We start from the raw sequence: 22155 nt of genomic DNA, 5'->3' as shown, positions 1-22155 counted from the left end.
GAAAGGTCTGACAGACGTCAGCGCGCCAATCGATGCAGCCCGACAAAAACCACTGCCCACAGCAGCGCCAGCCCGATCAGCGTGGGCGCCACGTCAAAGCCGAATTCCACGCCTGCCAACTGGCTGCCGGCGTAATACGACAGCGGCCCGCCCACTGCGCCTAATACGGCGGCTCGCCACCAGGGGCGTGCGCTCCATGCCAGGCAATGACGCAACGTGGTGGCCAGCAGCGCCCACAGCAGCATCAGCCAAAACGGGATCAACGGCCCCGGTTCGCTGAACTGAAACACACCCAGCGCTCGCAGTAACGTGTCCAGCAGCGTGCCCGCCACAGTCACGCCAATGATCAGCGCGCCATCCTTGGCCCAAGAACTTATCCACAGCAGATGAACGGCCAGCACCGCCACGCCAATCAGCAACCAGGGGCCGTCGCCGCCCAGCACGCAGGCAAACCAGCCGCACTGGAACAGCGCGGCGTTGGCCAGGTTTTTAAGCATTGAAACGGCCGAGCAGCGGAGGGTTGATCGCCGCCGGTTTGGCCAGCAGCAACTGGGCCGTGCCGATGGTGCGCTCCATAAAGCCACCTTCGCAGTAGCACAGGTAGAACTCCCACAGCCGCAGGAAGTACTCGTCGTAGCCCAGTTCTGTCAGGCGGCCATGGGCGCGGCGAAAATTCTCATGCCACAGGCGCAGGGTTTTTGCGTAGTGCAGACCGAAGTCTTCCATGTGCAGCAAGTTCATATCGGTGTCGCGGCTGACGATCTGCAGCATGTTCTGTACCGAGGGCAGGGCGCCGCCGGGGAAGATGTAGCGCTGGATAAAATCCACGCTGCGTTTGGCTTGCTCGAAACGCTGTTCGCGGATGGTGATGGCTTGCAGCAACATCAGGCCGTCGCGCTTGAGCAACTGTGCACATTGCTTGAAGTAGGTGGGCAGAAAGCGATGACCCACAGCCTCGATCATCTCGATGGACACCAGTTTGTCGTACTCGCCCGTGAGATCGCGATAATCCCTTAGCAGCAGGGTGACCTGATCTTGCAGGCCCAACGCCTGTATGCGTTGTTCGGTGTACGCAAATTGTTCTTTGGACAGGGTCGTGGTGGTGACCTTGCAGCCATAGTGCTGCGCGGCATACAGCGCCATGCTGCCCCAGCCGGTGCCGATCTCCAGCAAATGGTCGCTGGGTTTGAGGGCAAGCTTCTGGCAGATACGCTCCAGTTTGTTCAGTTGCGCCTGTTCCAGGGTGTCGTCGGCCGTCAGAAATTGCGCCGCCGAGTACATCATGGTCGGGTCGAGGAATTGTTCGAACAGCTCATTGCCCAGGTCGTAGTGGGCGGCGATGTTTTTTTGCGAGCCCTCGCGCGTATTACGGTTGAGCCAGTGCAGGCTCTGAGTCAGCGGGCGGGCGAGGCGGGCCAAGCCACCTTCCAGCGCGTCGAGTACGTCCAGGTTGCTGACCATCACCCGCACCACGGCGGTCAGGTCCGGGCTGGTCCAGTAGCCATGGATAAACGCTTCGCCGGCGCCGATCGAACCGTTGGCCGCCACCAGGCCCCACACGGCCGGATCGACGATCTGGATTTCCCCCAACAGGTGCGCTTCCCGTGCGCCGAACACTTGGCGTTCACCGTCCTCGATCACCACCAACTGGCCATGGCGCAATTGGCTGAGTTGACGCAGCACACCCTTGCGCAGCAGCGCGGTGGTCATGCCGTTGACGTTCAGGCGGCTGGCCTTGACCGATAAGCTAGGGGATTTCATGGCGATGTTCCTTGGTATACCCGACGGCGGTGCGAGAGGCGCCATCGGCGGCCCGGTGGGAGAAAATCGGTGTGCGTTTGAGCAACAGGCGCAGGGCCTGCCAGTAAATGGCCAGGCAGGTCTTGGCGGTCATCCACGGAAAATGTCCCAGGTAGCGGTGCAGACTGGCGCGGGTCAGCGCCTCTTTGTGCAGGCTCAGGGTGGCGTCGAAGACTTTCAGCTCGCCCTGCCAGTCGGCCATATGCACGCCAAGCCGCTCGGCGGGCGGGCTGAAGCTCATGCGGTATTCCAGGTCCCGCGGCAGGAACGGCGACACATGGAACGCCTTGGCCACGGCGAAATGCTGGTGCTCGTCCGCGCCCAGGGCCTGGGCCGGCAGCACGTAGTGGTAGCGTTCGCGCCAAGGGGTGTTGGTTACTTCACACAGGATCGCGGCCAATTGCCCATCGGCCTCGAAACAGTAGAAGAAACTCACCGGATTAAAAGCCAGGCCCCAACTGCGAGCCTGGGTCAGTAGGCAGATAACGCCCTGGGGTGTGCGCCCCAGCGCCTTGCCGACTTCCTGGCGCACGGCATCGCTCAGGCTCATGCCGTGGCCGGTCAACTCACGCAGGTAATCCTGCTGGCGAAAACCGAAGGGCGCCAGGCGGCTACGCCCGGCCAGAGGAGAGAGCCCGAGCACTTGGTCTTCTTCGCTCAAATCCAGGTACAGCAGGCCGATGCGGTAGCGAAAGGCATGAGCCTTGGGCGCAAACCGGCGGTGGGCAATCCAGCCGCTGTACAGGGCGCTGTTCACAGGGTCTCTCCGAAGGTTTGCGCCACGCGCAGGGCGCTGACCACGCCGTCTTCGTGGAACCCGTTGGCCCAATAGGCACCGCAATAATGGGTATGTCGGGCGCCGTTCAGTTCTTCCCAGCGCTGCTGGGCGGCGACGGCGGCCAGGCTGTATTGCGGGTGGGCATAGGTAAAGCGCGCGAGGATCTTCAGCGGGTTGATCACCGCCGTCTGGTTGAGGCTCACGCAAAAGGTCGTGGCGCTGTCGATGCCTTGCAGGATGTTCATGTCGTAGGTCACGGCGGCCTGGGCCTGACTGTCGCCGGTCAGCCGGTAGTTCCAACTGGCCCAGGCCAGCCTGCGGTCGGGCAGCAGGCGCGTGTCGGTGTGCAGCACTACGTCGTTGTCGGCGTAGGGCAGGGCGCCGAGGATTTCCTGCTCGGCCTGGCTCGGGTCGCCGAGCAACGCCAGGGCCTGATCGCTATGGCAGGCGAACACCACCCGATCGAACGTCTCGCTACCGGCCGCGCTGTGGATAACCACACCGTCCTCGTTGCGTTCGACTTTATGCACAGGGCAGTTCAGGCGGATCCGCTCACGAAAACCGCGCGTCAGCGGTTCGATATAAGCGCTGGAGCCGCCTTCGATCACGCACCATTGCGGGCGATTGTTCACCGACAACAAGCCGTGGTTCTTGAAGAACCGTACAAAGAACTGCAACGGAAACCCCAACATGTCCGCCAGTGACATCGACCAGATCGCTGCCCCCATCGGCACGATGTAGTGACGCACGAAGCGCTCACCGTAACCGCCGGCAGTGAGGTAGTCGCCCAGGGTCATATCGGCGCTGATCCGTTGTTCTTGCAGATCCAGCGGAGCCTGGCGGTTGAAGCGCAGGATGTCGCGCAACATGCCCCAGAAGCCTGGCGAGAGGATATTGCGGCGCTGGGCGAACAGGCTGTTGAGGTTGTTGCCGTTGTACTCGAACCGGGTGCGCTCGTCGCACACCGAAAAACTCATCTCGGTGGGTTTGAACGCCACGCCGATCTGCCCCAGTAACCGAATGAAGTTGGGGTAGGTCCAGTCGTTGAACACGATAAAACCGGTGTCCACCGCGTAGGGTTGGCCCTCCACCGTCACATTGACCGTATGGGTATGCCCGCCGATGCGGTCGCCCGCTTCGAACAGGGTGATATCGTGACGGCGGCTGAGCAGATAGGCGCTGGTCAGCCCGGCGATACCGCTGCCGATAATGGCGATCTTCACAGGTCGTCCTTCTTCGGCGGTGGGCTGCGCAACATGCGTTTGCCGATGATCAATTGCGCGCGGTTGGGCAGTTTCGACAACGGCCACAAGGTGGCGATAAACAGCGCGGGGAAGGCGATCTCCAACGGGCGCTTGCTCAGCTTGGCGAAGATATGCCGCGCGGCTTTGTCGGCGGGCCAGCTCAGAGGCATCGGGAAGTCGTTGCGTTCGGTCAGGGGCGTGTCGACAAAGCCTGGGCTGATCACGGTAACGTCGATGTTCTCCGGCGACAGGCTGATGCGCAGCGATTCGAACAAGTAGCGCAGGCCGGCCTTGGACGCACCGTACGCCTCGGCACGTGGCATTGGCAGGTAAGTCACGGCGCTGGCGACGCCCACCAGGTGCGGCGTGAGCCCGGCGCGCAGCAACGGCAGGGCGGCTTCGATGCAGTAACTGCTGGCCAGCAGGTTGGTGCGCACGACGTGCTCGATGATCGATGAGTCGAACTGGCGGGCGTCCACGTATTCGCACGTGCCGGCGTTGAGGATCACTGTGTCCAGCGCACCCCACACCTGAGCGATGTGCTCGCCGATTTCGCGCACGGTCTGGCTGTTGGTCAGGTCGCCGGCCACCACCAGCACTTGGCCAGGGTAACGCTGCGCCAACGCCTCCAGCGGCTCTTTGGTGCGCGAGCTCAACGCAACCTGGGCGCCGCTGTTGAGCAGCTCCACGGCCAGCGCGGCGCCGATGCCACTGCTGGCGCCAGTCAGCCAATAACGACGAGGCGTCACTGCGTTCATCCCACTCTCCTTTTCAGCCAGCTGATCACCTTGCCCAACACGGGCAGGTGTTCGTACAGCAGTGCCCCGGCATCGAAATAATCCCGATGGCGGTACACCGTTTCACGCCACATCAGGTGTGAGCAGCCTTCCACGCGGATGACCTTGCCACTGGCCAGGCGCGGGTGGCAGAAGCTCATTTTCCAGCGCAGGTAGCCTTCGCCCTCGGCGACCTGATCGAAACCGTGGAAATCGAAGCGTAACTGGCTGACGTTGCCGTACAGCGACTCGAAATAGCGGTGCAGCGCGGTCAAGCCGTGCACTTCGTGAAGCGGATCGGTGAAGGTGATGTCCTTGCTGTACAGACTGTCGAGCAAGTGCAGGTTGTGCTTGTCCAGGGTGGCGAAGGTCTGGGCGAAACGGCGCAGGAAATCACTCATGGGCACCTCCTACCGCTTCGCGCGACGGCAGACTGCGGAACGCCGCCAGGGCGCGCTCGCGGGATTTTTTCAAATCGACAATGGCGCGCGGGTAATCCGCCACGCCAAACAGTCCGCCAACCGCGTCGGGGTTGTGGACTTCCTTTTTATTCAGCCCGGCCAGTTCCGGCAGCCAGTGCTTGATGAACACGCCTTCGCTGTCGAATTTTTCCGATTGGCTCAGCGGGCTGAAAATCCGGAAGTACGGCGCCGAGTCGGTGCCGGTGGAAGAGCTCCACTGCCAGCCGCCATTATTGGCGGCCAAGTCGCCGTCGATCAGATGGCGCATGAAGAACCGTTCGCCTTCGCGCCAATCGATCAACAGATTCTTGGTCAGGAACATCGCCACCACCATGCGCAGGCGGTTATGCATCCAGCCGGTTTCAAGCAACTGGCGCATCGCCGCGTCGATGATCGGCAGACCGGTGCGCGCCTCTTGCCAGGCCGCCAGGTCCTTGGGCGCATCGCGCCAGGCCACGGCTTCGGTTTCGGGGCGGAAGGCGCGGTGACGGGACACCCGAGGGTAGCCCACCAGAATGTGTTTGTAGAACTCACGCCACAGCAGTTCGTTGATCCAGGTGATCGCCCCGATATCGCCGCTTTCGAACTCGCCCTGATTGGTTTGCAGCGCCGCGTGCAAGCATTGGCGCGGCGAGACCACGCCGGCGGCCAGGTAGGCAGACAACTGGCTGGTGCCGGGTTTGGCCGGGAAATCGCGCTCGTCCTTGTAACAGCTGATCTGCGCATCGGCGAAGGTTTCCAGGCGGCGTCGGGCTTCGTCTTCACCGGCAGGCCAGAGGGCGCGTAGGCGTTCGCTCGGCGGTTCGAAGCCATCGACGGTGGCTGGCACGGCGTCGCTTTTGATCGCCAGTTTTGCCTGGGCCTTGGGCGTGCTCACCAGGCGCGGCAGGGCGCTGTGCAGACGGGTGTAGCAGACTTTGCGGAACTGACTGAACACCTGGAAATACGTGCCGCTTTTGGTCAGCACACTGCCGGGTTGGAAAAACAATTGATCCAGGTAGCTGTGGAAGGTCACCCCATCGGCTTCCAGCGCCGTGGCCACCGCCGCATCTCGGCGGCTTTCATGAATGCCGTATTCCTCGTTGACGTGCACCGACGCCACGCCCAACTCGCCGCACAATTGGCGGAGCACGGCGGGTGCCTGGTCCCAGGTGGCGGCGGTGCGGATCAGCAACGGGATGTTGAGTTCGCCCAAGGACCGGCTCAAGTGCCGCAGGTTACGCAGCCAGAAATCCACTTTGCACGGCGCGTCATCGTGGGCCAGCCATTGTTCGGGCGTGATCATGTACACCGCTGCCAGCGGGCCGCGCTGGCTCGCAGCGGCCAGGGCGGTATTGTCGTGAAGGCGCAAGTCGGTGCGCAGCCAGATCAGGTGCATTTAGACGAGTCCACGCTGGAGCATAAGCTGGTGGGCCGACAACGGGTCTTCGGCAAGGGACAGATCCGCAAGGTCATGGCTCAATAACGCCAGCTCGGCCTGATGAATACTCACCGTGGGGCCGACCAGCAGTGTCGGGCAATCAACACCGCCCAGTAGTTTGGCGAAGGCCGGCAGTTGCAAGGCTTTGCTCGAATACAGCAGCACGGCGCGCGGTTTGAGGTGCTCCACCGCCAGGGCCAATTCGCCGGCCGGCAGCGGCCAGTCGAACACTTCCACCGGGCAATCGGCGCTGCTGGCCAGCCAGGCGCTGAGCCACAGATGCGGCTCCAGCGGCAAGTCGGACTGGTTGATCAGCAGCAGCGGCGCACCGTGCAATTGCCGATTGTTGTGGTAAATGCGCGCGCCAAATTTGCTACGCAGCCACGACAGGAAAAACACCCGCTCCATTTGCGCGCCGAACTGGCCCTGCCAGCGTTGCTCCAGTTCCTGGATCAGCGGTAGCAGCAGTTGCTCGCACAAGGTGCGGGGCGGGTACAGCGCCATGGCCTGGTTAAAGGCATCGTCGACCCGGCGCTCGGCCAAGTCGCTGATGGCCTGCACCAGTGTTTGGCGCAGACTCTGCCATTCGTTGGCAACGCTGTCGGGGGTGATCTGGGCGGAGTCGATCAGGTTTTTCACCTGGCTGACCGGCACGCCGCGGTTAAGCCAGGTCAGGATGGTGTGGATACGTTGCACATGCTCGGCACTGAAGAGCCGATGCCCCTTGGGCGTGCGCTGCGGCACGATCAAACCGTAACGGCGTTCCCAGGCGCGCAGGGTTACGGCGTTGACGCCGGTCTGGCGCGCCACTTCACGGATCGGCAGCCAGCCGTCTTCGAGGGCTTGGGCGATGTCTTCGCCGGGTTCGTCTTGGAGGACGGCGTTCATGACGCTTTTCATGGGTTAGATCGCATTTCGCAGGCTGAGATTTTCCGGGTGCGGCTGCAAGTACGCCTGCTGCGCAATGTAGCGGTCCGGGTGTTGACGAAAGTGGTGCTTGAGCAACGTCAGTGGCACCACCAGCGGCACGATGCCGTGGCGGTATTGGCCGATGACGGTCTGCATTTCCTGTTTGTCGTCGGCGCTGATCACCTGTTTCAGGTAGCCGCTGATGTGCTGCAGCACATTGCTGTGGGTGCCGCGGGTGGCGCATTTTTTCAGGCCGGTCATCAGCTCAGTGAAGTAAACGCTGGCCAGCTCATCCAGATCGGTACTTTTATCCATCGTGCCCAACAGGTGACCGAGGCTTTTGTAGTGCTGCGGGCTGTGAGCCATCAACAAGTACTTGTACCGAGAATGAAAGGCCAGCAAGCGATGACGGCTCAAACCTTCGGCCAGCAGTGCTTGCCAGCTGGCATAGACGAATACGCGGGTGAGGAAGTTTTCCCGCAGGACCGGGTCGTTCAAGCGACCGTCTTCTTCCACCGGCAAGTTGGGGTGGCGCGCGCAAAACGCCTGGGCATAGATGCCGCGACCGCCGCCATCCACCGGTGTGCCGTTCTCGCGATACACCTTGACCCGCTCCAGGCCACAGGACGGGGACTTCTGCATAAAGATGTAACCGCACAGGTCGGTATGCTCGCGCGCCATCTGCCGGCCGTAATCGTCCAGCGGCTGGGTCACGTTGAGGGCACGGTTCACCGTGCCGACGGCTTGCGGCTGGGCAGGGTCGCCCACCAGACGGATCGGTTCACGGGGGATGCCCAGGCCGATGGCGACTTCCGGGCACAGCGGCACAAAGTCGAAATAATCGGCGAGGGTCTGGCAACAGAGCAGGGATTGTTTATGTCCGCCATTGAAGCGCACGTTCTCGCCCAGCAGGCAGGCGCTGATGGCGATCTTCGGTTTGGTGATGCTGGACATGAGCAAACCTCTGCAAAATTCCTATACAAACAAGAGTGCCTGTACAACTAAATCTCATCATAGGTTTGATGCTGTACAAGTCAAATCATTTGTATAAGTTTTTACGCTGAGATTATTGCCAGCCGATTTTCCACGCCCCGGCGTCTTGCAGGGTTTGCCACGGCAGGCGTTCACCCCGGCGCGTCATGACCGCTTGCAGCTCGATTTCCAACACGGTGCCTTCTTCGTCACGAAACAGTTCGGTGACCAGAAAATGCTTTTCCTTGTTTTGGGGGTGTGCTGCTGTCCACTTCGACAGCAGCAATTTGGCCGGGTTGATGCGGTTCATTGCAGATGCTCGATCAGCCGTCGCGCTGCTTCTTGCCCGCTGAGCCAGGCGCCTTCCACACGGCCGGACAAGCACCAGTCACCGCATACGTACAAGCCTAGGTCGGCATCGGCGAGCACGCCGAATTCATGGGCGCTGGACGGTCGCGCGTACAGCCAGCGATGCGCCAAGCTGAACGACGGCGCGGGCATGGCGCTGTGCAGCAGTTCGGCGAACGCGCCGTGCAGGTATTCGGTGACCGCTTCTTTGGACAGGTCCAGATGAGCCTTGCTCCACGCGCTGGTGGCGTGCAGCACCCAGGTGTCGAGGGTGGTGTCGCGCCCGGGCTTGCTGCGGTTGCGCGCCAGCCAGTCGAGGGGGCTGTCCTGTACGAAGCAGCCCTCCATTGGGGTGTCCAGCGGGGTGTCGAAGGCCAGGGCCACGGCCCAGGTAGGGTCCATTTTCACACCGGCGGCGACGCCCGCCAGTTTGGGCGCGGCTGCCAGCAGGGCAGTGGCCTGGGGCGCGGGCGTGGCGATGATGACATGGCTGAACGGCCCGTGATTGCCGCCGTCGGCGTCCTGCAGGTTCCAATGATGTTTGCCTTGGAACACCTCGGTGATGCGGCAGCCGAATTGCACCGGCAAATCATCCAGCAATGCGCGGGTGATCGCACTCATACGCGGTGTACCGACCCAGCGCACCTGCTCATCGGGTGAGGGGGTGAGCTGGCCGGACTTGAATTGATAAAGCTGTGGTTGCCACTGATCGACCACGCCCTGCGTCTGCCAGCGTTGCACCTCGGTGGCGAAGCGCCGGTCGCGGGCGGTGAAGTACTGGGCGCCCATGTCGAGCGCACCGGCATCGCTGCGTTTGCTGGACATGCGTCCGCCGCTGCCGCGGCTTTTATCGAAGAGTTGTACAAGGTGCCCGGCCTCTTTTAACGCTCGGGCGGCGGAAAGTCCGGCGATGCCGGTACCGATAATCGCGATGGGTAGAGTCATGGTGGGCCTCATTTACCGTTGGGTACAGGCTACGCCGAGACCAATAGCTGTACAATATTGTTTTTTGGTATAAGTTTTGGCGTACCTGAACCGTTGACGTGGCCTATGGTTAACCCTACGCCACGCCCGACTTCGAATTGATCCCTGCTTATAAAATAGACCAGTGATCGGCGGCGAACGTTACATGAGGAGCGTCCCATGCATATTTTGCTGACCGGCGGTACCGGCTTGATCGGTCGCCAACTCTGCCAACACTGGCTGGCCCAGGGTCATCGTCTGACCGTGTGGAGCCGTCATCCTGAGGAAGTGGCGTCGCTTTGCGGCCCGCAAGTACTGGGCGTTGCGCGCCTGGAAGAGGTGATCGGCGCGGTAGATGCGGTGGTCAACCTGGCCGGCGCGCCCATCGCCGACCGCCCCTGGACTCACAAGCGCAAGGCGCTGTTGTGGAGCAGCCGCATCAGTCTTACCGAAACCTTGCTGGCCTGGCTCGAAGGCCTTGAGCAGAAACCGGCAGTGCTGGTGTCCGGTTCGGCGGTGGGTTGGTACGGCGACGGCGGCGAGCGCGAATTGACCGAAGCCAGTGGCCCGGTGCAGGACGACTTCCCCAGCCAGCTGTGCATCGCCTGGGAAGAAACCGCCCAGCGCGCCGAAGCTCTGGGCATCCGCGTGGTACTGGTGCGCACTGGTCTGGTACTGGCTGCCGAGGGCGGCTTTTTGTCGCGGTTGCTGCTGCCGTTCAAACTGGGGCTGGGCGGGCCTATCGGCAATGGCCGGCAGTGGATGCCGTGGGTGCATATCCAGGATCAAATTGCCCTGATTGATTTTCTTCTGCACAAGCAAGACGCCAACGGTCCTTATAATGCGTGCGCGCCGCACCCGGTGCGTAACCGCGAGTTCGCCAAGACCCTGGGCCAAGTGTTGCATCGCCCGGCATTCATGCCCATGCCGGCCTTCGCGTTGAAGGTGGGGCTGGGCGAGTTGTCGGGGTTGTTGTTGGGCGGCCAGAAGGCCGTACCGGAGCGTTTACTGGCGGCCGGTTTCACTTTCCAGTTCACTGAGTTGCGTGCGGCTCTGGACGACTTGTCCACCCGCCTCTAGAGATAGGATGTTGCATGACGGATCACGCGTTGTTACTGGTCAACCTGGGTTCACCGGCGTCCACTTCGGTGGCCGATGTGCGCAGCTACCTCAATCAGTTTTTGATGGACCCTTATGTGATCGACTTGCCATGGCCGGTGCGACGCCTGCTGGTATCGCTGATCCTGATCAAGCGCCCAGAGCAGTCGGCCCATGCCTACGCATCGATCTGGTGGGACGAGGGCTCGCCGTTGGTGGTGCTCAGCCGTCGCCTGCAAGCGCAAATGACCGCGCAGTGGACCCAAGGCCCGGTGGAGTTGGCGATGCGTTACGGCGAGCCCTCCCTGGAAACCACCCTGACGCGCCTGGCCGCCCAGGGCATCCGCAAAGTCACGCTGGCGCCGTTGTACCCGCAGTTTGCCGACAGCACCGTGACCACGGTGATCGAAGAGGCCCAGCGCGTGGTGCGTGATAAGAAACTGGCTGTGCAGTTTTCGATCCTGCAGCCGTTCTACGATCAGCCGGAGTACATCGACGCATTGGCGGCGAGCGCGCGCCGCTATGTGGAACAGGATTACGATCACCTGCTGCTGAGTTTCCACGGCTTGCCCGAGCGCCACCTGACCAAGCTCGACCCCACCGGCCAGCATTGCTTCAAGGATGCCGACTGCTGCAAGAATGCCTCGCCTGAGGTGCTCGCCACCTGCTATCGCGCACAGTGCTTCAGTGTCGCCCGTGATTTCGCTGCGCGGCTGGGCTTGCCCGACGGTAAGTGGTCGGTGGCGTTCCAGTCGCGACTGGGTCGCGCGAAATGGATCGAACCCTACACCGAGGCCCGCCTGGAGGCGCTGGCCCAGCAAGGTGTGAAAAAACTGCTGGTGATGTGCCCGGCGTTCGTCGCCGATTGCATTGAGACCCTGGAGGAAATCGGCGACCGCGGCCGCGAGCAATTCCGCGAAGCCGGGGGCGAGGACCTGATATTGGTGCCGTGCCTGAACGATGACCCGCAGTGGGCGGCGGCGCTCAATACCCTGTGCGAGCGCGCGCCGCAGCAACTGTAGGCGCGTTACAGATTGAGGGTCAGGCTGACCGTGAGGTTGCGCGGTTCGCCGGGGTTGACCCAGTAATTGCTGTAGGAGCGCTCGTAGTACTTTTCATCGAACAGGTTGTTGAGGTTCAGGCCCACCGTCACGTTTTGCGTTGCCTTGTAATGGGCCAGCAAATCGACGGTGTGGTAGGCGGGCAGTTCAAAGCTACCGCCGGCCTCACCCGAGCGATCCCCCACATAGGTGAACGCTGCGCCCATATCCGAGCCGCGCAAGGCGCCGTCCTGGAATTCATACACACCTAATAGACTGCCGCTGCGCTTGGCCACGCCGAGAATGCGGCTGCCCGTGGGAATTGTTTTGTCACCCTTGGTCACTTCGGCGTCGATATAGGCCAAGGCGCCGATCACGCGCACCGCGTCGGTCACTTGCCCGCTCAGCTGCAGGTCGAAACCCTGGCTGCGAGCCTTGCCCATGGCGCGGTTGGTATTGGTGGCCGGGTCCAGGGCCAGCACGTTTTCCTTTTCGATATGGAACGCGGCCAGGGTGGCGCTGAGGCGGTCGTCGTACAGTTCGCTCTTGATCCCCACTTCATAACCCACGCCTTCTTCAGGCTTGAAGGTTTTACCCGTGGCGTCCAGGCCGCTATTGGGCTTGAACGAGGTTGAAGCGTTGGCGAACACGCCGACCTCGGGCGTGAGCTGATAAAGCAGCCCGGCGCGCTGGGTGAGGGCGTCGTGGGTTTGTCGACTGGTTGGGGCGTTACGAGTGAAGTCGTCGAGGGTTTGTTCGAAGTGCTCGAAGCGCGCGCCAATCATGCCGCGCAAGCGCTCGGTGAAGATGATCTGGTCCTGCAGGTTCAACGCGTGGCTTTTAGTCTGCTCGAAGAAGTCAGTGCCGGAGCGAGCGCCATTGGGTTTGGGTTGGCCGTAGACCGGATTGTAGAGGTCTATGGGGTAGCTGCCCGCGATCGCAGTCACGCGTTCGCTCTTGCGGTAGTCCTCGTATTCGGTGCCCACCAGCAATTCGTGCTGCCAACTGCCGATGTCGAACAGGCCACGCAGTTCCAGCTGGGTAATGCTGTCATGCCAGCCCATGGAGCGTTCGCGGTAACGGCGATTGAGGGTATGACCGTCGGCATTCAGCGCCCGGTTTTCCGAAGCATCGCCCCATAGGCTGCCTTGTTTGTAGTGGCTGGCCAGGCGCAGTTTCCAGGCGTCGTTGAGGTGATGTTCGAGGGTCGCTTGCAGGCGGTTGTTGTGGTTGTCGATATCGCCGTCGTTGGGCTCGCCGAGGAACGTGCGGCGCGATACGCCGGGAGCGTCGATGGTGCCGCGGTCGAAGGTAGAGCTGTGGCGCACGAATTCACTTTCCACCAGCAGGGTGGTATCCGGGTCCAATTGCCAGCTGAACGACGGCGCGACAAACACCCGCTTGCTGCCGACGTGATCGCGGAAACTGTGGTTGTCTTCCACCGCCAGGTTGACCCTCGACAGCACGTTGCCTTCGCTGTCTAGTGGGGTGTTGACGTCCAGTGCGGTGCGATAACGATCCCAACTGCCTGCGCTGGCTTGCAGGGTGGTGAAGGCCTCGGGTTGAGGTTTTTTGGTGACGATATTCACCGTGCCGCCGGGATCGCCGCGCCCGTAGAGGCTGGCGGCAGGGCCCTTGAGCACCTCGATGCGTTCGATATTGGCGGTGTCCGGCGTGCTCGGGTAGCCACGGTTGGCGCTGAAGCCATCCTGGTAGAACTCCGAAGTGGTGAAACCGCGCACGCTGTATTCGTACAGGGTCAGGCCGCCGAAGTTGTTTTGCTTGGACACCCCTCCGGCGAATTCCAGCGCGCGTTCCACGTTGGTACTGCCCAGGTCTTTGAGCACCGTGGCGGGAATCACGCTGATGGACTGTGGGATGTCACGCAGAGCCGTGTCGGTTTTGGTCGCGCTGGCGGATCGGGTGGCGCGGTAGCCCGTGACCGGGCCGGTGGCGGATTCATAAGCGTCGGTCGTGACGCTGATAGCTTCCAGTTCCAGGCGGTTGTCTTCGGCGAAGGCAGGGTCCAGCAGCAATCCCAGGGCCAGACCGGCCATGGGAGCGATTTTTCGAGACGGCATGAGAGAGCGTTCCAATGATTTAATTGAAACAATATAACATGCCTAATGAGAATGAATCGCTATGAGATGTCAGCTGGCAAGCGCCCGCGAACGGGCACCTGGGTGCGGCCGGTTATTCCTCTTCTTTTACCGGGGCTGGCGGTGGGCGCAGGCCGATCTCGGCTGACAACTTGATCTCTTTGCCATTGCGCATGACCTGAATTGCGACTTTATCCGTCGGTTTGATTCGCGCCACTTGGTTCATCGACTTGCGTCCGTCGCCGGCCGGTTCGCCGTTGATGCTCAGAATCACGTCACCCAATTGCAGGCCGGCCTTCTGCGCCGGGCCATCGCGGAAGATCCCCGCCACCACGATGCCTGGGCGCCCAGTCAGGCCGAACGATTCGGCCAGCTCTTTGGTCAACGGTTGCACTTCGATGCCCAGCCAGCCGCGAATTACCTGGCCGTGCTCGATGATCGACTTCATCACTTCCATCGCCAGCTTCACCGGGATCGCAAATCCGATGCCTTGCGAACCACCGGACTTGGAGAAAATCGCCGTGTTAATGCCGGTCAGGTTGCCATTGGCATCCACCAGGGCGCCGCCTGAGTTGCCCGGGTTGATCGCGGCATCGGTCTGGATAAAGTCTTCGTAGCTGTTAAGACCCAGTTGGTTACGCCCGGTGGCACTGATGATGCCCATGGTCACCGTCTGGCCAACCCCGAACGGGTTGCCGATGGCCAGTGCGACATCACCCACGCGCAAGCCATCGGAACGGCCGAGGGTGATCGACGGCAGGTTCTTCAAGTCGATCTTCAGCACCGCCAGGTCCGTTTCCGGGTCACTGCCCACCACTCGGGCCAGGGTTTCGCGGCCGTCACGCAGGGCCACCACAATCTGATCGGCGCCACTGGTCACATGGTTGTTGGTGAGGATGTAGCCCTCAGGGCTCATGATCACCCCGGAACCCAGGCTGGACTCCATGCGCCGCTGCTTGGGCCCGTTGTCACCGAAATAGCGGCGGAATTGCGGGTCTTCAAACAGCGGATGCGCCGGTTTGTTGATGACTTTGGTGGTGTACAGGTTGACCACCGCCGGGGCGGCGATCACCACTGCGTCGGCGTAGGTCACCGGGCCTTGCACCACCGTGGTGGTCTGTGGGGCCTGTTGCAGGTTCACATCAAGGCTGGGTAAGCCCACCCACTGAGGGAAACGCTGAATGATCAGCATCGCGATCAGCACGCCGGCCAGCAATGGCCATCCAAAAAAACGCAGCGCCTTGAGCATCAAGTAAGTCCTGACAGGTTGCAGGGGGCGGGGGAGCGCCCATAATGTCGCGCATTATACGAGGCTGAGCGCGCCTCTGAACGGGATATTTAGGAGACTTTCATGGCCGTCCCCCTTACCACCCTCGTCGAGGAAGCCGACCGCTACCTCGGCAGTGCAAAAATTGCCGATTACTGCCCCAATGGCCTACAGGTCGAGGGTCGTCCGCAGGTGATGCGCATCGTCAGCGGCGTGACCGCCAGCCAGGCGCTGCTGGACGCCGCCGTCGAAGCCCAGGCCGACCTGGTGCTGGTGCACCACGGTTACTTCTGGAAAGGCGAAAACCCGTGCATCACCGGCATGAAGCAGCGTCGTCTGAAAACCCTGCTCAAGCACGACATTAGCCTGCTGGCCTACCACCTGCCGCTGGACCTGCACCCCGACGTCGGCAATAACGTGCAGCTGGCGCGCCAGTTGGATATCACCGTCGAAGGCCCGCTGGACCCGGACAACCTCAAGGTCGTCGGCCTGGTGGGCTCCCTCGCCGAGCCGCTATCCCCCCGCGATTTCGCTCGCCGCGTGCAGGACGTGATGGGCCGCGAGCCTTTGCTGATCGAAGGCAGCGAGATGATCCGGCGCGTCGGCTGGTGCACCGGCGGCGGCCAGGGCTATATCGACCAGGCGATTGCCGCGGGTGTCGACCTGTTCCTCAGCGGCGAAGCCTCCGAGCAGACCTTTCACAGCGCCCGCGAAAACGACATCAGTTTCATCGCCGCCGGCCATCACGCCACCGAGCGCTACGGTGTGCAGGCGCTGGGCGATTACCTGGCGCGGCGCTTTGCCCTGGAACATCTATTCATCGATTGCCCCAACCCGATCTGAACCACAACGCTGACCAGGATGGGGGAGGGGATGCCTGCTTTCACACAAACCTGACGGCATATTGATATATCGTTTCGGTCTAGCTGGCGCCCTAAATAGAAGAAGTTGCTGTGCTAGCATGCCTCGCTCGAACACGGCCCGCTGGCCGTCCATAAGATCGTTTTTCCGTGAGTAACCATGGTCGACAAACTGACGCATCTGAAACAGCTGGAGGCGGAAAGCATCCACATCATCCGCGAGGTCGCCGCCGAGTTCGACAACCCGGTGATGCTCTACTCGATCGGTAAAGACTCTGCCGTGATGCTGCACCTGGCACGCAAGGCGTTTTTTCCGGGCAAGCTGCCCTTCCCGGTGATGCACGTCGACACCCGCTGGAAATTCCAGGAGATGTACAAGTTCCGCGACAAGATGGTCGAAGAACTGGGCCTGGACCTGATCACCCACGTCAACCCGGACGGTGTGGCGCAGGGCATCAACCCATTCACCCACGGCAGCGCCAAGCACACCGACATCATGAAGACCGAGGGCCTCAAGCAGGCTCTGGACAAGCATGGTTTCGACGCAGCATTCGGCGGCGCCCGTCGCGATGAAGAGAAATCCCGCGCCAAAGAGCGTGTGTACTCGTTCCGCGACAGCAAACACCGCTGGGACCCGAAGAACCAGCGTCCGGAGCTGTGGAACGTCTACAACGGCAACGTCAACAAGGGCGAGTCGATCCGCGTGTTCCCGCTGTCCAACTGGACCGAGCTGGACATCTGGCAGTACATCTACCTGGAAGGTATCCCGATCGTGCCGTTGTACTTCGCTGCTGAACGTGAAGTGATCGAGAAGAACGGCACGTTGATCATGATCGACGACGACCGCATCCTCGAACATTTGTCCGACGAAGACAAAGCCCGCATCGTCAAAAAGAAAGTACGTTTCCGTACCCTTGGCTGCTACCCGTTGACGGGCGCGGTGGAGTCCGAAGCCGAGACGCTGACGGACATCATTCAGGAAATGCTCCTGACGCGAACTTCCGAGCGCCAGGGCCGGGTCATCGACCATGATGGCGCCGGCTCTATGGAAGATAAAAAACGTCAGGGTTATTTCTAAGGGGTTGTCATGTCGCACGCATCTGATTTGATCAGCGAGGACATCCTCGCCTACCTGGGCCAGCACGAGCGCAAGGAAATGTTGCGCTTCCTGACCTGTGGCAACGTCGACGACGGCAAGAGCACCCTGATCGGGCGCCTGCTGCACGACTCCAAGATGATCTACGAAGATCACCTGGAAGCCATTACCCGCGATTCGAAGAAGTCCGGCACCACCGGTGACGACATCGACCTGGCCTTGCTGGTCGACGGCTTGCAGGCCGAGCGTGAGCAGGGCATCACCATTGATGTGGCCTACCGCTACTTCTCCACCGCCAAGCGCAAATTCATCATCGCCGACACACCCGGCCATGAGCAGTACACCCGCAACATGGCCACCGGTGCGTCCACCTGTGACCTGGCGATCATCCTGATCGACGCACGCTACGGTGTGCAGACCCAGACCCGTCGCCACAGCTATATCGCCTCGTTGCTGGGCATCAAGCACATCGTGATTGCCGTCAACAAGATGGACATCAACGGCTTCGACCAAAGCGTGTTCGAGGCGATCAAGGCCGATTACCTGAAGTTCGCCGAAGGCATCGCGTTCAAGCCGAGCACCATGGCGTTCGTGCCGATGTCGGCGCTCAAGGGCGACAACGTGGTCAACAAGAGCGAGCGTTCGCCTTGGTACACCGGCCAGTCGTTGATGGAGATCCTCGAAACCGTCGAGATCGCCAACGACCGCAACTACACCGACCTGCGTTTCCCGGTGCAGTACGTCAACCGTCCGAACCTGAACTTCCGTGGGTTTGCCGGCACCCTGGCCAGCGGCATCGTGCACAAGGGCGACGAAGTCGTGGTGCTGCCGTCGGGCAAGAGCAGTCGCGTCAAATCCATCGTCACGTTTGAAGGTGAGCTGGAACACGCCGGCCCAGGCCAGGCTGTGACCCTGACCATGGAAGACGAAATCGATATCTCCCGTGGCGACCTGCTGGTGCATGCCGATAACGTGCCGCAAGTGGCCGACGCGTTCGACGCCATGCTGGTGTGGATGGCCGAAGAGCCGATGCTGCCGGGTAAAAAATACGACATCAAGCGCGCCACCAGCTATGTGCCCGGTTCCATCACCAGCATCGTGCACCGCGTGGACGTGAACACCCTGGCCGAAGGCCCGGCGAGTTCGTTGCAGTTGAATGAGATCGGCCGGGTCAAGGTCAGCCTCGACGCCGCCATCGCGCTGGACGGTTACGACAGCAACCGCACCACCGGCGCCTTTATCGTCATCGATCGCCTGACCAATGGCACCGTGGCGGCCGGCATGATCATCGCGCCGCCGGTCAGCCATGGCAGTGCGTCGCACCACGGCAAGTTGGCCCATGTGGCAACCGAAGAGCGCGCCATACGCTTCGGCCAGCAACCGGCTACCGTGTTGTTCAGCGGTTTGTCGGGCGCCGGTAAGAGCACCCTGGCCTATGCGGTCGAGCGCAAGCTGTTCGATATGGGCCGCGCGGTGTTCGTGCTGGATGGCCAAAACCTGCGTCACGACCTCAACAAAGGGCTGCCGCAGGATCGCGCCGGGCGTACTGAAAACTGGCGGCGCGCGGCTCACGTTGCGCGTCAGTTCAACGAAGCCGGCCTGCTGACCCTTGCCGCGTTCGTCGCACCGGATGCCGAAGGTCGCGAACAAGCCAAGGCGCTGATCGGCAGCGATCGCCTGTTGACGGTCTACGTGCAAGCATCGCCGCTGGTGTGCGCCGAGCGTGACCCGCAAGGTCTGTACGCCGCCGGTGGGGATAACATCCCGGGCGAATCCTTCCCGTACGACGTGCCGTTGAACGCCGATCTGGTAATCGACACCCAGGCCCTATCGCTGGAAGAGAGCGTCAAGCAAGTGCTGGAGCTGTTGCGCCAGCGCGGCGCGATCTAAACTTCGCGCAATCAAATGTGGGAGGGGGCTTGCCCCCGATAGCGATGCACCAGTGACAGATGTACTGACTGACGCACTGCTATCGAGGGCAAGCCCTCTCCCACCTTTTGATTATCGTTTGCCTGGGAAGTCTTTATGTAGCTTGTCCAGTAACGCATCCTTCTCTTCCCACAGCTGATTGATCCACCCCTGGAACGCCAGCCGATACTCTCCATCCTGCTCATAATTCCTGCCGATAAACTCGACCGGGATCTGCACCTCGTCAAACTGCACCACCACGTCATTCACCTTCCCGCATAGCAAGTCCCAGTACCCAGGGCGCCCGGCGGGGTAGTGGATGGTTACGTTCACCAGTGACTTCAATTGCTCGCCCATGGCATCCAGTACAAATGCGATACCGCCGGCCTTGGGTTTGAGCAGGTAGCGAAACGGCGAGTTCTGCTGTGCGTGTTTGGCTGGCGTAAACCGCGTGCCCTCGGCGAAGTTGAAGATGCCCACCGGGTTGTCGCGAAATTTCTCACAGGTCTTGCGAGTGGTTTCCAGATCCTTGCCTTTCTTCTCCGGGTGTTTTTCCAAGTAGGCCTTGGTGTAACGCTTCATGAATGGAAAGCCCAGGGCCCACCACGCCAGTCCAATCACCGGCACCCAGATCAGTTCCTGTTTGAGGAAGAACTTCAGTGGGCGAATCCGACGATTGAGCACGTATTGCAGCACCATGATGTCGACCCAGCTCTGGTGGTTGCTGGTCACCAGATAGGAATGCTGATAATCCAGGCCTTCAAGGCCCTTCACATGCCAGCGCGTGCGCTGAACCAGGTTCATCCAGCCCTTGTTGTTGGTCACCCAGGCCTCATGGGTATGGTTCATCAGCCACTCGCTGAACCCCTTGGCGAAGGGCAGGGCCTTGAACAGCGCCACGACAAACAGGAACGAACACAACAGGATAGTGTTCAGCGCCAGCAACAGCGAGGCGATCACCCCGCGTACGGCGGCAGGTAGAAAATCCAGCATTTAGATATCCATAGGTCGATTGGCGGCTTGGATCGCGGTCAGCGCGATGGTGTACACGATGTCGTCGACCTGGGCGCCGCGCGGCAGGTCGTTGACCGGTTTGCGCAGGCCCTGAAGCATTGGCCCCAGGCTGACGCAGTCGGCGCTGCGCTGCACCGCTTTGTGGGTGGTGTTGCCGGTGTTCAGGTCCGGGAATACAAACACCGTAGCCTTGCCAGCGACCGGGCTGTTGGGCGCCAGTTGGCGGGCCACGGTTTCGTTGGCGGCGGCGTCGTATTGCAGCGGGCCGTCGATCAGCAGTGAACTCTGTTGCTCGTGGGCGAGCAGCGTGGCTTCGCGGACTTTCTCGACTTCTTCGCCGCTGGCCGAATCGCCGCTGGAGTAACTGATCATCGCCACCCGTGGCGTGATGCCGAACGCCTGCGCCGAGTCGGCGCTCTGCAGGGCGATTTCCGCCAGTTCGGCGGCGCTCGGGTGCGGGTTCATCACACAGTCGCCGTACACCAACACCTGCTCGGGAAACAGCATGAAGAACACCGACGACACCAGCGTGCAACCTGGTGCGGTTTTAATCAGTTGCAAGGCCGGGCGGATGGTATTGGCGGTGGAGTGGATGACGCCGGACACCAGCCCGTCGACTTCATCCAGGGCCAGCATCATGGTGGCGATCACCACGGTGTCTTCCAATTGCTGCTCGGCCATTGGCGCATTGAGGCTCTTGCTCTTGCGCAGCGCCACCATGGGTTCGACATACCGCTCGCGGATCAGGTCCGGGTCGAGAATCTCCAGCCCTTCGGGCAGCTCGATGCCTTGGGCGCGGGCCACGGCTTCGACGTCCGCCGGTTTGGCCAACAGCACGCAGCGCGCAATGCCTCGGGCCTGGCAGATAGCGGCGGCCTGTACGGTCAGCGGCTCGCTGCCTTCGGGCAAAACGATGCGCTTGTTGGCGGCCTGGGCGCGCTGGATCAATTGGTAGCGGAACACCGCCGGCGACAGGCGCATCTCCCGCGGCGTGCCGCAGCGTTGGTGCAGCCAACGCGCATCGAGATGGCTGGCGACGAAATCGGTAATGATCTCGGCGCGCTCGCGGTCATCGATGGGGATTTCCTTGTTCAGGTTGTTGAGCAGGTTGGCGGTTTCGTAGGAGCCGGTACTCACCGACAGCACCGGCAGCCCGGCCTGGAAGGCGCCGCGGCACAGGTCCATGATGCGCGGGTCGGGCAGGGTGTCGCTGGTCAGCAGCAACCCGGCCAGGGGTACGCCATTGATGGCGGCCAGGCTGACGGCCAGGATAATGTCGTCGCGGTCGCCGGGGGTCACCACCAACACGCCGGGCTTGAGCAGTTCCACGGTGTTACGCATGGTGCGGGCGCAGATGATGATGCGAGTCATGCGCCGGGTTTCGTAATCGCCGGCGTTGAGGATCTGCGCACCCATCAGGTCGGCGACGTCGCGGGTACGTGGCGCGTTAAGTTCTGGCTGATAGGGAATGCAGCCCAGCAGACGGAAATCACCGCTGCGCAACAGCGGCGAATGCTCTTTCAGGCGCGCCGAGAAGGCCTCCATGCTTTCCTCGGTGCGTACTTTGTTGAGGATCACCCCCAGCACTTTCGGGTCTTTCGGCCCGCCGAACAGTTGCGCCTGCAACTCCACGCGGCCGGACAGCTCGGTGAGCACTTCGTTTTCCGGGGCGGACACCAGGATCACTTCCGCGTCGAGGCTCTTGGCCAAGTGCAGGTTGACCCGTGCGGCATAGCTGGCGCTGCGGGTCGGCACCATGCCTTCGACGATGAGCACGTCTTTGCCCACGGCAGCCTGCTGGTACAAAGTGATGATTTCTTCCAGCAGCTCATCGAGCTGGCCGTCGCCGAGCATCCGCTCTACGTGGGCCAGGCCCAACGGCTGTGGCGGCTTGAGGCCGTGGGTACGCGCGACCAGTTCGGTGGAGCGTTCGGGGCCGGTGTCGCCGGGGTGGGGTTGGGCAATTGGCTTGAAGAAGCCGACTTTCAGCCCGGCTCGTTCGAGGGTGCGCACCAGCCCGAGGCTGATGGAGGTCAGACCCACACCAAAATCGGTGGGCGCGATAAAAAAAGTCTGCATGCGAATTCTCTGGAGGTGCATGG

General features: G+C 61.7%; 20 protein-coding genes. 5 read left to right on the top strand and 15 right to left on the bottom strand.

Annotated features, from left to right (window positions below):
• Positions 1 to 17 precede the first annotated feature (17 nt).
• From ABX75_RS07310 to ABX75_RS07260, 11 genes are all read right to left on the bottom strand, one after another.
• Entirely contained in the window at positions 18 to 497 is a 480-nt protein-coding gene (locus ABX75_RS07310) for a DUF2878 domain-containing protein (RefSeq protein ID WP_034095791.1), read from the bottom strand.
• Complete coding sequence (locus ABX75_RS07305; protein ID WP_034136804.1) at positions 490 to 1761, bottom strand: cyclopropane-fatty-acyl-phospholipid synthase family protein; 1272 nt, start codon at positions 1759 to 1761, stop codon at positions 490 to 492. The genes ABX75_RS07310 and ABX75_RS07305 overlap by 8 nt, the downstream gene beginning before the upstream one ends.
• A complete protein-coding gene (locus ABX75_RS07300; protein ID WP_047881683.1) occupies positions 1748 to 2557 on the bottom strand; it encodes a DUF1365 domain-containing protein in 810 nt (269 codons plus the stop codon). Before ABX75_RS07300 ends, ABX75_RS07305 begins: the two co-directional genes overlap by 14 nt.
• A complete protein-coding gene (locus ABX75_RS07295; RefSeq protein ID WP_047881682.1) occupies positions 2554 to 3801 on the bottom strand; it encodes an NAD(P)/FAD-dependent oxidoreductase in 1248 nt (415 codons plus the stop codon). The genes ABX75_RS07300 and ABX75_RS07295 overlap by 4 nt, the downstream gene beginning before the upstream one ends.
• A complete protein-coding gene (locus ABX75_RS07290) occupies positions 3798 to 4580 on the bottom strand; it encodes an SDR family oxidoreductase (protein ID WP_034095795.1) in 783 nt (260 codons plus the stop codon). Before ABX75_RS07290 ends, ABX75_RS07295 begins: the two co-directional genes overlap by 4 nt.
• Positions 4577 to 4999 carry a nuclear transport factor 2 family protein gene (locus tag ABX75_RS07285; protein WP_034095796.1) on the bottom strand — a complete coding sequence of 141 codons (423 nt, stop codon included), beginning with the start codon at positions 4997 to 4999 and terminating at the stop codon, positions 4577 to 4579. Before ABX75_RS07285 ends, ABX75_RS07290 begins: the two co-directional genes overlap by 4 nt.
• A complete protein-coding gene (gene phrB, locus ABX75_RS07280) occupies positions 4992 to 6437 on the bottom strand; it encodes a deoxyribodipyrimidine photo-lyase (protein ID WP_047881681.1) in 1446 nt (481 codons plus the stop codon). The genes ABX75_RS07285 and phrB overlap by 8 nt, the downstream gene beginning before the upstream one ends.
• Entirely contained in the window at positions 6438 to 7367 is a 930-nt protein-coding gene (locus ABX75_RS07275; protein ID WP_034111698.1) for a MerR family transcriptional regulator, read from the bottom strand.
• Between the two features lie 15 nt (positions 7368 to 7382).
• Positions 7383 to 8342 carry a DUF523 and DUF1722 domain-containing protein gene (locus ABX75_RS07270; RefSeq protein WP_047881680.1) on the bottom strand — a complete coding sequence of 320 codons (960 nt, stop codon included), beginning with the start codon at positions 8340 to 8342 and terminating at the stop codon, positions 7383 to 7385.
• Positions 8343 to 8454: 112 nt separating this feature from the next.
• Positions 8455 to 8670 carry a TIGR02450 family Trp-rich protein gene (locus ABX75_RS07265; RefSeq protein ID WP_047881679.1) on the bottom strand — a complete coding sequence of 72 codons (216 nt, stop codon included), beginning with the start codon at positions 8668 to 8670 and terminating at the stop codon, positions 8455 to 8457.
• The gene (locus ABX75_RS07260) at positions 8667 to 9653 is read right to left on the bottom strand and encodes an NAD(P)/FAD-dependent oxidoreductase (protein ID WP_034095801.1); all 987 of its coding nucleotides are present in this window, start codon (positions 9651 to 9653) and stop codon (positions 8667 to 8669) included. The genes ABX75_RS07265 and ABX75_RS07260 overlap by 4 nt, the downstream gene beginning before the upstream one ends.
• A 198-nt stretch (positions 9654 to 9851) precedes the next feature.
• Here ABX75_RS07260 and ABX75_RS07255 point away from each other — a divergent pair, with 198 nt between their 5' ends.
• Positions 9852 to 10751, top strand: a complete 900-nt coding sequence (locus ABX75_RS07255) for a TIGR01777 family oxidoreductase (RefSeq protein ID WP_040267210.1) — start codon at positions 9852 to 9854, stop codon at positions 10749 to 10751.
• A 14-nt stretch (positions 10752 to 10765) separates the two neighbouring features.
• Positions 10766 to 11791 (top strand): ferrochelatase, encoded by a 1026-nt coding sequence (gene hemH / locus ABX75_RS07250; protein WP_034095803.1) that lies wholly within the window; start codon positions 10766 to 10768, stop codon positions 11789 to 11791.
• A gap of 5 nt (positions 11792 to 11796) precedes the next feature.
• Here hemH and ABX75_RS07245 read toward each other — a convergent pair whose 3' ends face one another.
• The gene (locus tag ABX75_RS07245; RefSeq protein WP_047881678.1) at positions 11797 to 13890 is read right to left on the bottom strand and encodes a TonB-dependent siderophore receptor; all 2094 of its coding nucleotides are present in this window, start codon (positions 13888 to 13890) and stop codon (positions 11797 to 11799) included.
• 112 nt (positions 13891 to 14002) lie between these two features.
• On the bottom strand, positions 14003 to 15157 hold the full coding sequence (gene algW / locus ABX75_RS07240; RefSeq protein ID WP_034095805.1) for a Do family serine endopeptidase AlgW: 1155 nt from the start codon (positions 15155 to 15157) through the stop codon (positions 14003 to 14005).
• A 102-nt stretch (positions 15158 to 15259) separates the two neighbouring features.
• On the opposite strand from algW, the gene ABX75_RS07235 reads away from it, so the two are divergent.
• The 3 genes from ABX75_RS07235 to cysN all read left to right on the top strand — a co-directional run bounded on the left by ABX75_RS07235 (position 15260) and on the right by cysN (position 19021).
• Positions 15260 to 16018: a Nif3-like dinuclear metal center hexameric protein gene (locus ABX75_RS07235; protein ID WP_034095806.1), complete on the top strand. Its 759-nt coding sequence runs from the start codon at positions 15260 to 15262 to the stop codon at positions 16016 to 16018.
• Positions 16019 to 16195: 177 nt separating this feature from the next.
• Positions 16196 to 17113: a sulfate adenylyltransferase subunit CysD gene (cysD, locus tag ABX75_RS07230; RefSeq protein ID WP_005784641.1), complete on the top strand. Its 918-nt coding sequence runs from the start codon at positions 16196 to 16198 to the stop codon at positions 17111 to 17113.
• Between the two features lie 9 nt (positions 17114 to 17122).
• Complete coding sequence (gene cysN / locus ABX75_RS07225; protein WP_034095807.1) at positions 17123 to 19021, top strand: sulfate adenylyltransferase subunit CysN; 1899 nt, start codon at positions 17123 to 17125, stop codon at positions 19019 to 19021.
• Between the two features lie 111 nt (positions 19022 to 19132).
• On the opposite strand, the gene ABX75_RS07220 is transcribed toward cysN, so the two are convergent.
• Both ABX75_RS07220 and pta read right to left on the bottom strand, forming a co-directional pair.
• A complete protein-coding gene (locus ABX75_RS07220; protein WP_047881677.1) occupies positions 19133 to 20032 on the bottom strand; it encodes an acyltransferase in 900 nt (299 codons plus the stop codon).
• Complete coding sequence (gene pta / locus ABX75_RS07215) at positions 20033 to 22132, bottom strand: phosphate acetyltransferase (RefSeq protein WP_047881676.1); 2100 nt, start codon at positions 22130 to 22132, stop codon at positions 20033 to 20035.
• Positions 22133 to 22155: the final 23 nt, after the last annotated feature.

The organism is Pseudomonas sp. ARP3 (assembly GCF_001029595.1).
In the GTDB taxonomy this organism is placed as follows: domain Bacteria; phylum Pseudomonadota; class Gammaproteobacteria; order Pseudomonadales; family Pseudomonadaceae; genus Aquipseudomonas; species Aquipseudomonas rhodesiae.
Note: the sequence above shows the minus strand (reverse complement) of the source record. Positions and strands in the feature narration are given on the sequence as shown.

Excerpts from the sequence above, each read along its gene's own strand:
- pta (WP_047881676.1), bottom strand. The coding sequence starts at position 22,132 with ATGCAGACTTTTTTTATCGCGCCCACCGATTTTGGTGTGGGTCTGACC.
- cysD (WP_005784641.1), top strand. The coding sequence starts at position 16,196 with ATGGTCGACAAACTGACGCATCTGAAACAGCTGGAGGCGGAAAGCATC.
- phrB (WP_047881681.1), bottom strand. The coding sequence starts at position 6,437 with ATGCACCTGATCTGGCTGCGCACCGACTTGCGCCTTCACGACAATACC.
- ABX75_RS07290 (WP_034095795.1), bottom strand. The coding sequence starts at position 4,580 with ATGAACGCAGTGACGCCTCGTCGTTATTGGCTGACTGGCGCCAGCAGT.
- ABX75_RS07220 (WP_047881677.1), bottom strand. The coding sequence starts at position 20,032 with ATGCTGGATTTTCTACCTGCCGCCGTACGCGGGGTGATCGCCTCGCTG.
- cysN (WP_034095807.1), top strand. The coding sequence starts at position 17,123 with ATGTCGCACGCATCTGATTTGATCAGCGAGGACATCCTCGCCTACCTG.
- ABX75_RS07285 (WP_034095796.1), bottom strand. The coding sequence starts at position 4,999 with ATGAGTGATTTCCTGCGCCGTTTCGCCCAGACCTTCGCCACCCTGGAC.
- ABX75_RS07310 (WP_034095791.1), bottom strand. The coding sequence starts at position 497 with ATGCTTAAAAACCTGGCCAACGCCGCGCTGTTCCAGTGCGGCTGGTTT.
- hemH (WP_034095803.1), top strand. The coding sequence starts at position 10,766 with ATGACGGATCACGCGTTGTTACTGGTCAACCTGGGTTCACCGGCGTCC.
- ABX75_RS07235 (WP_034095806.1), top strand. The coding sequence starts at position 15,260 with ATGGCCGTCCCCCTTACCACCCTCGTCGAGGAAGCCGACCGCTACCTC.
- ABX75_RS07260 (WP_034095801.1), bottom strand. The coding sequence starts at position 9,653 with ATGACTCTACCCATCGCGATTATCGGTACCGGCATCGCCGGACTTTCC.
- ABX75_RS07245 (WP_047881678.1), bottom strand. The coding sequence starts at position 13,890 with ATGCCGTCTCGAAAAATCGCTCCCATGGCCGGTCTGGCCCTGGGATTG.
- ABX75_RS07255 (WP_040267210.1), top strand. The coding sequence starts at position 9,852 with ATGCATATTTTGCTGACCGGCGGTACCGGCTTGATCGGTCGCCAACTC.
- ABX75_RS07275 (WP_034111698.1), bottom strand. The coding sequence starts at position 7,367 with ATGAACGCCGTCCTCCAAGACGAACCCGGCGAAGACATCGCCCAAGCC.
- ABX75_RS07265 (WP_047881679.1), bottom strand. The coding sequence starts at position 8,670 with ATGAACCGCATCAACCCGGCCAAATTGCTGCTGTCGAAGTGGACAGCA.
- ABX75_RS07305 (WP_034136804.1), bottom strand. The coding sequence starts at position 1,761 with ATGAAATCCCCTAGCTTATCGGTCAAGGCCAGCCGCCTGAACGTCAAC.
- algW (WP_034095805.1), bottom strand. The coding sequence starts at position 15,157 with ATGCTCAAGGCGCTGCGTTTTTTTGGATGGCCATTGCTGGCCGGCGTG.
- ABX75_RS07270 (WP_047881680.1), bottom strand. The coding sequence starts at position 8,342 with ATGTCCAGCATCACCAAACCGAAGATCGCCATCAGCGCCTGCCTGCTG.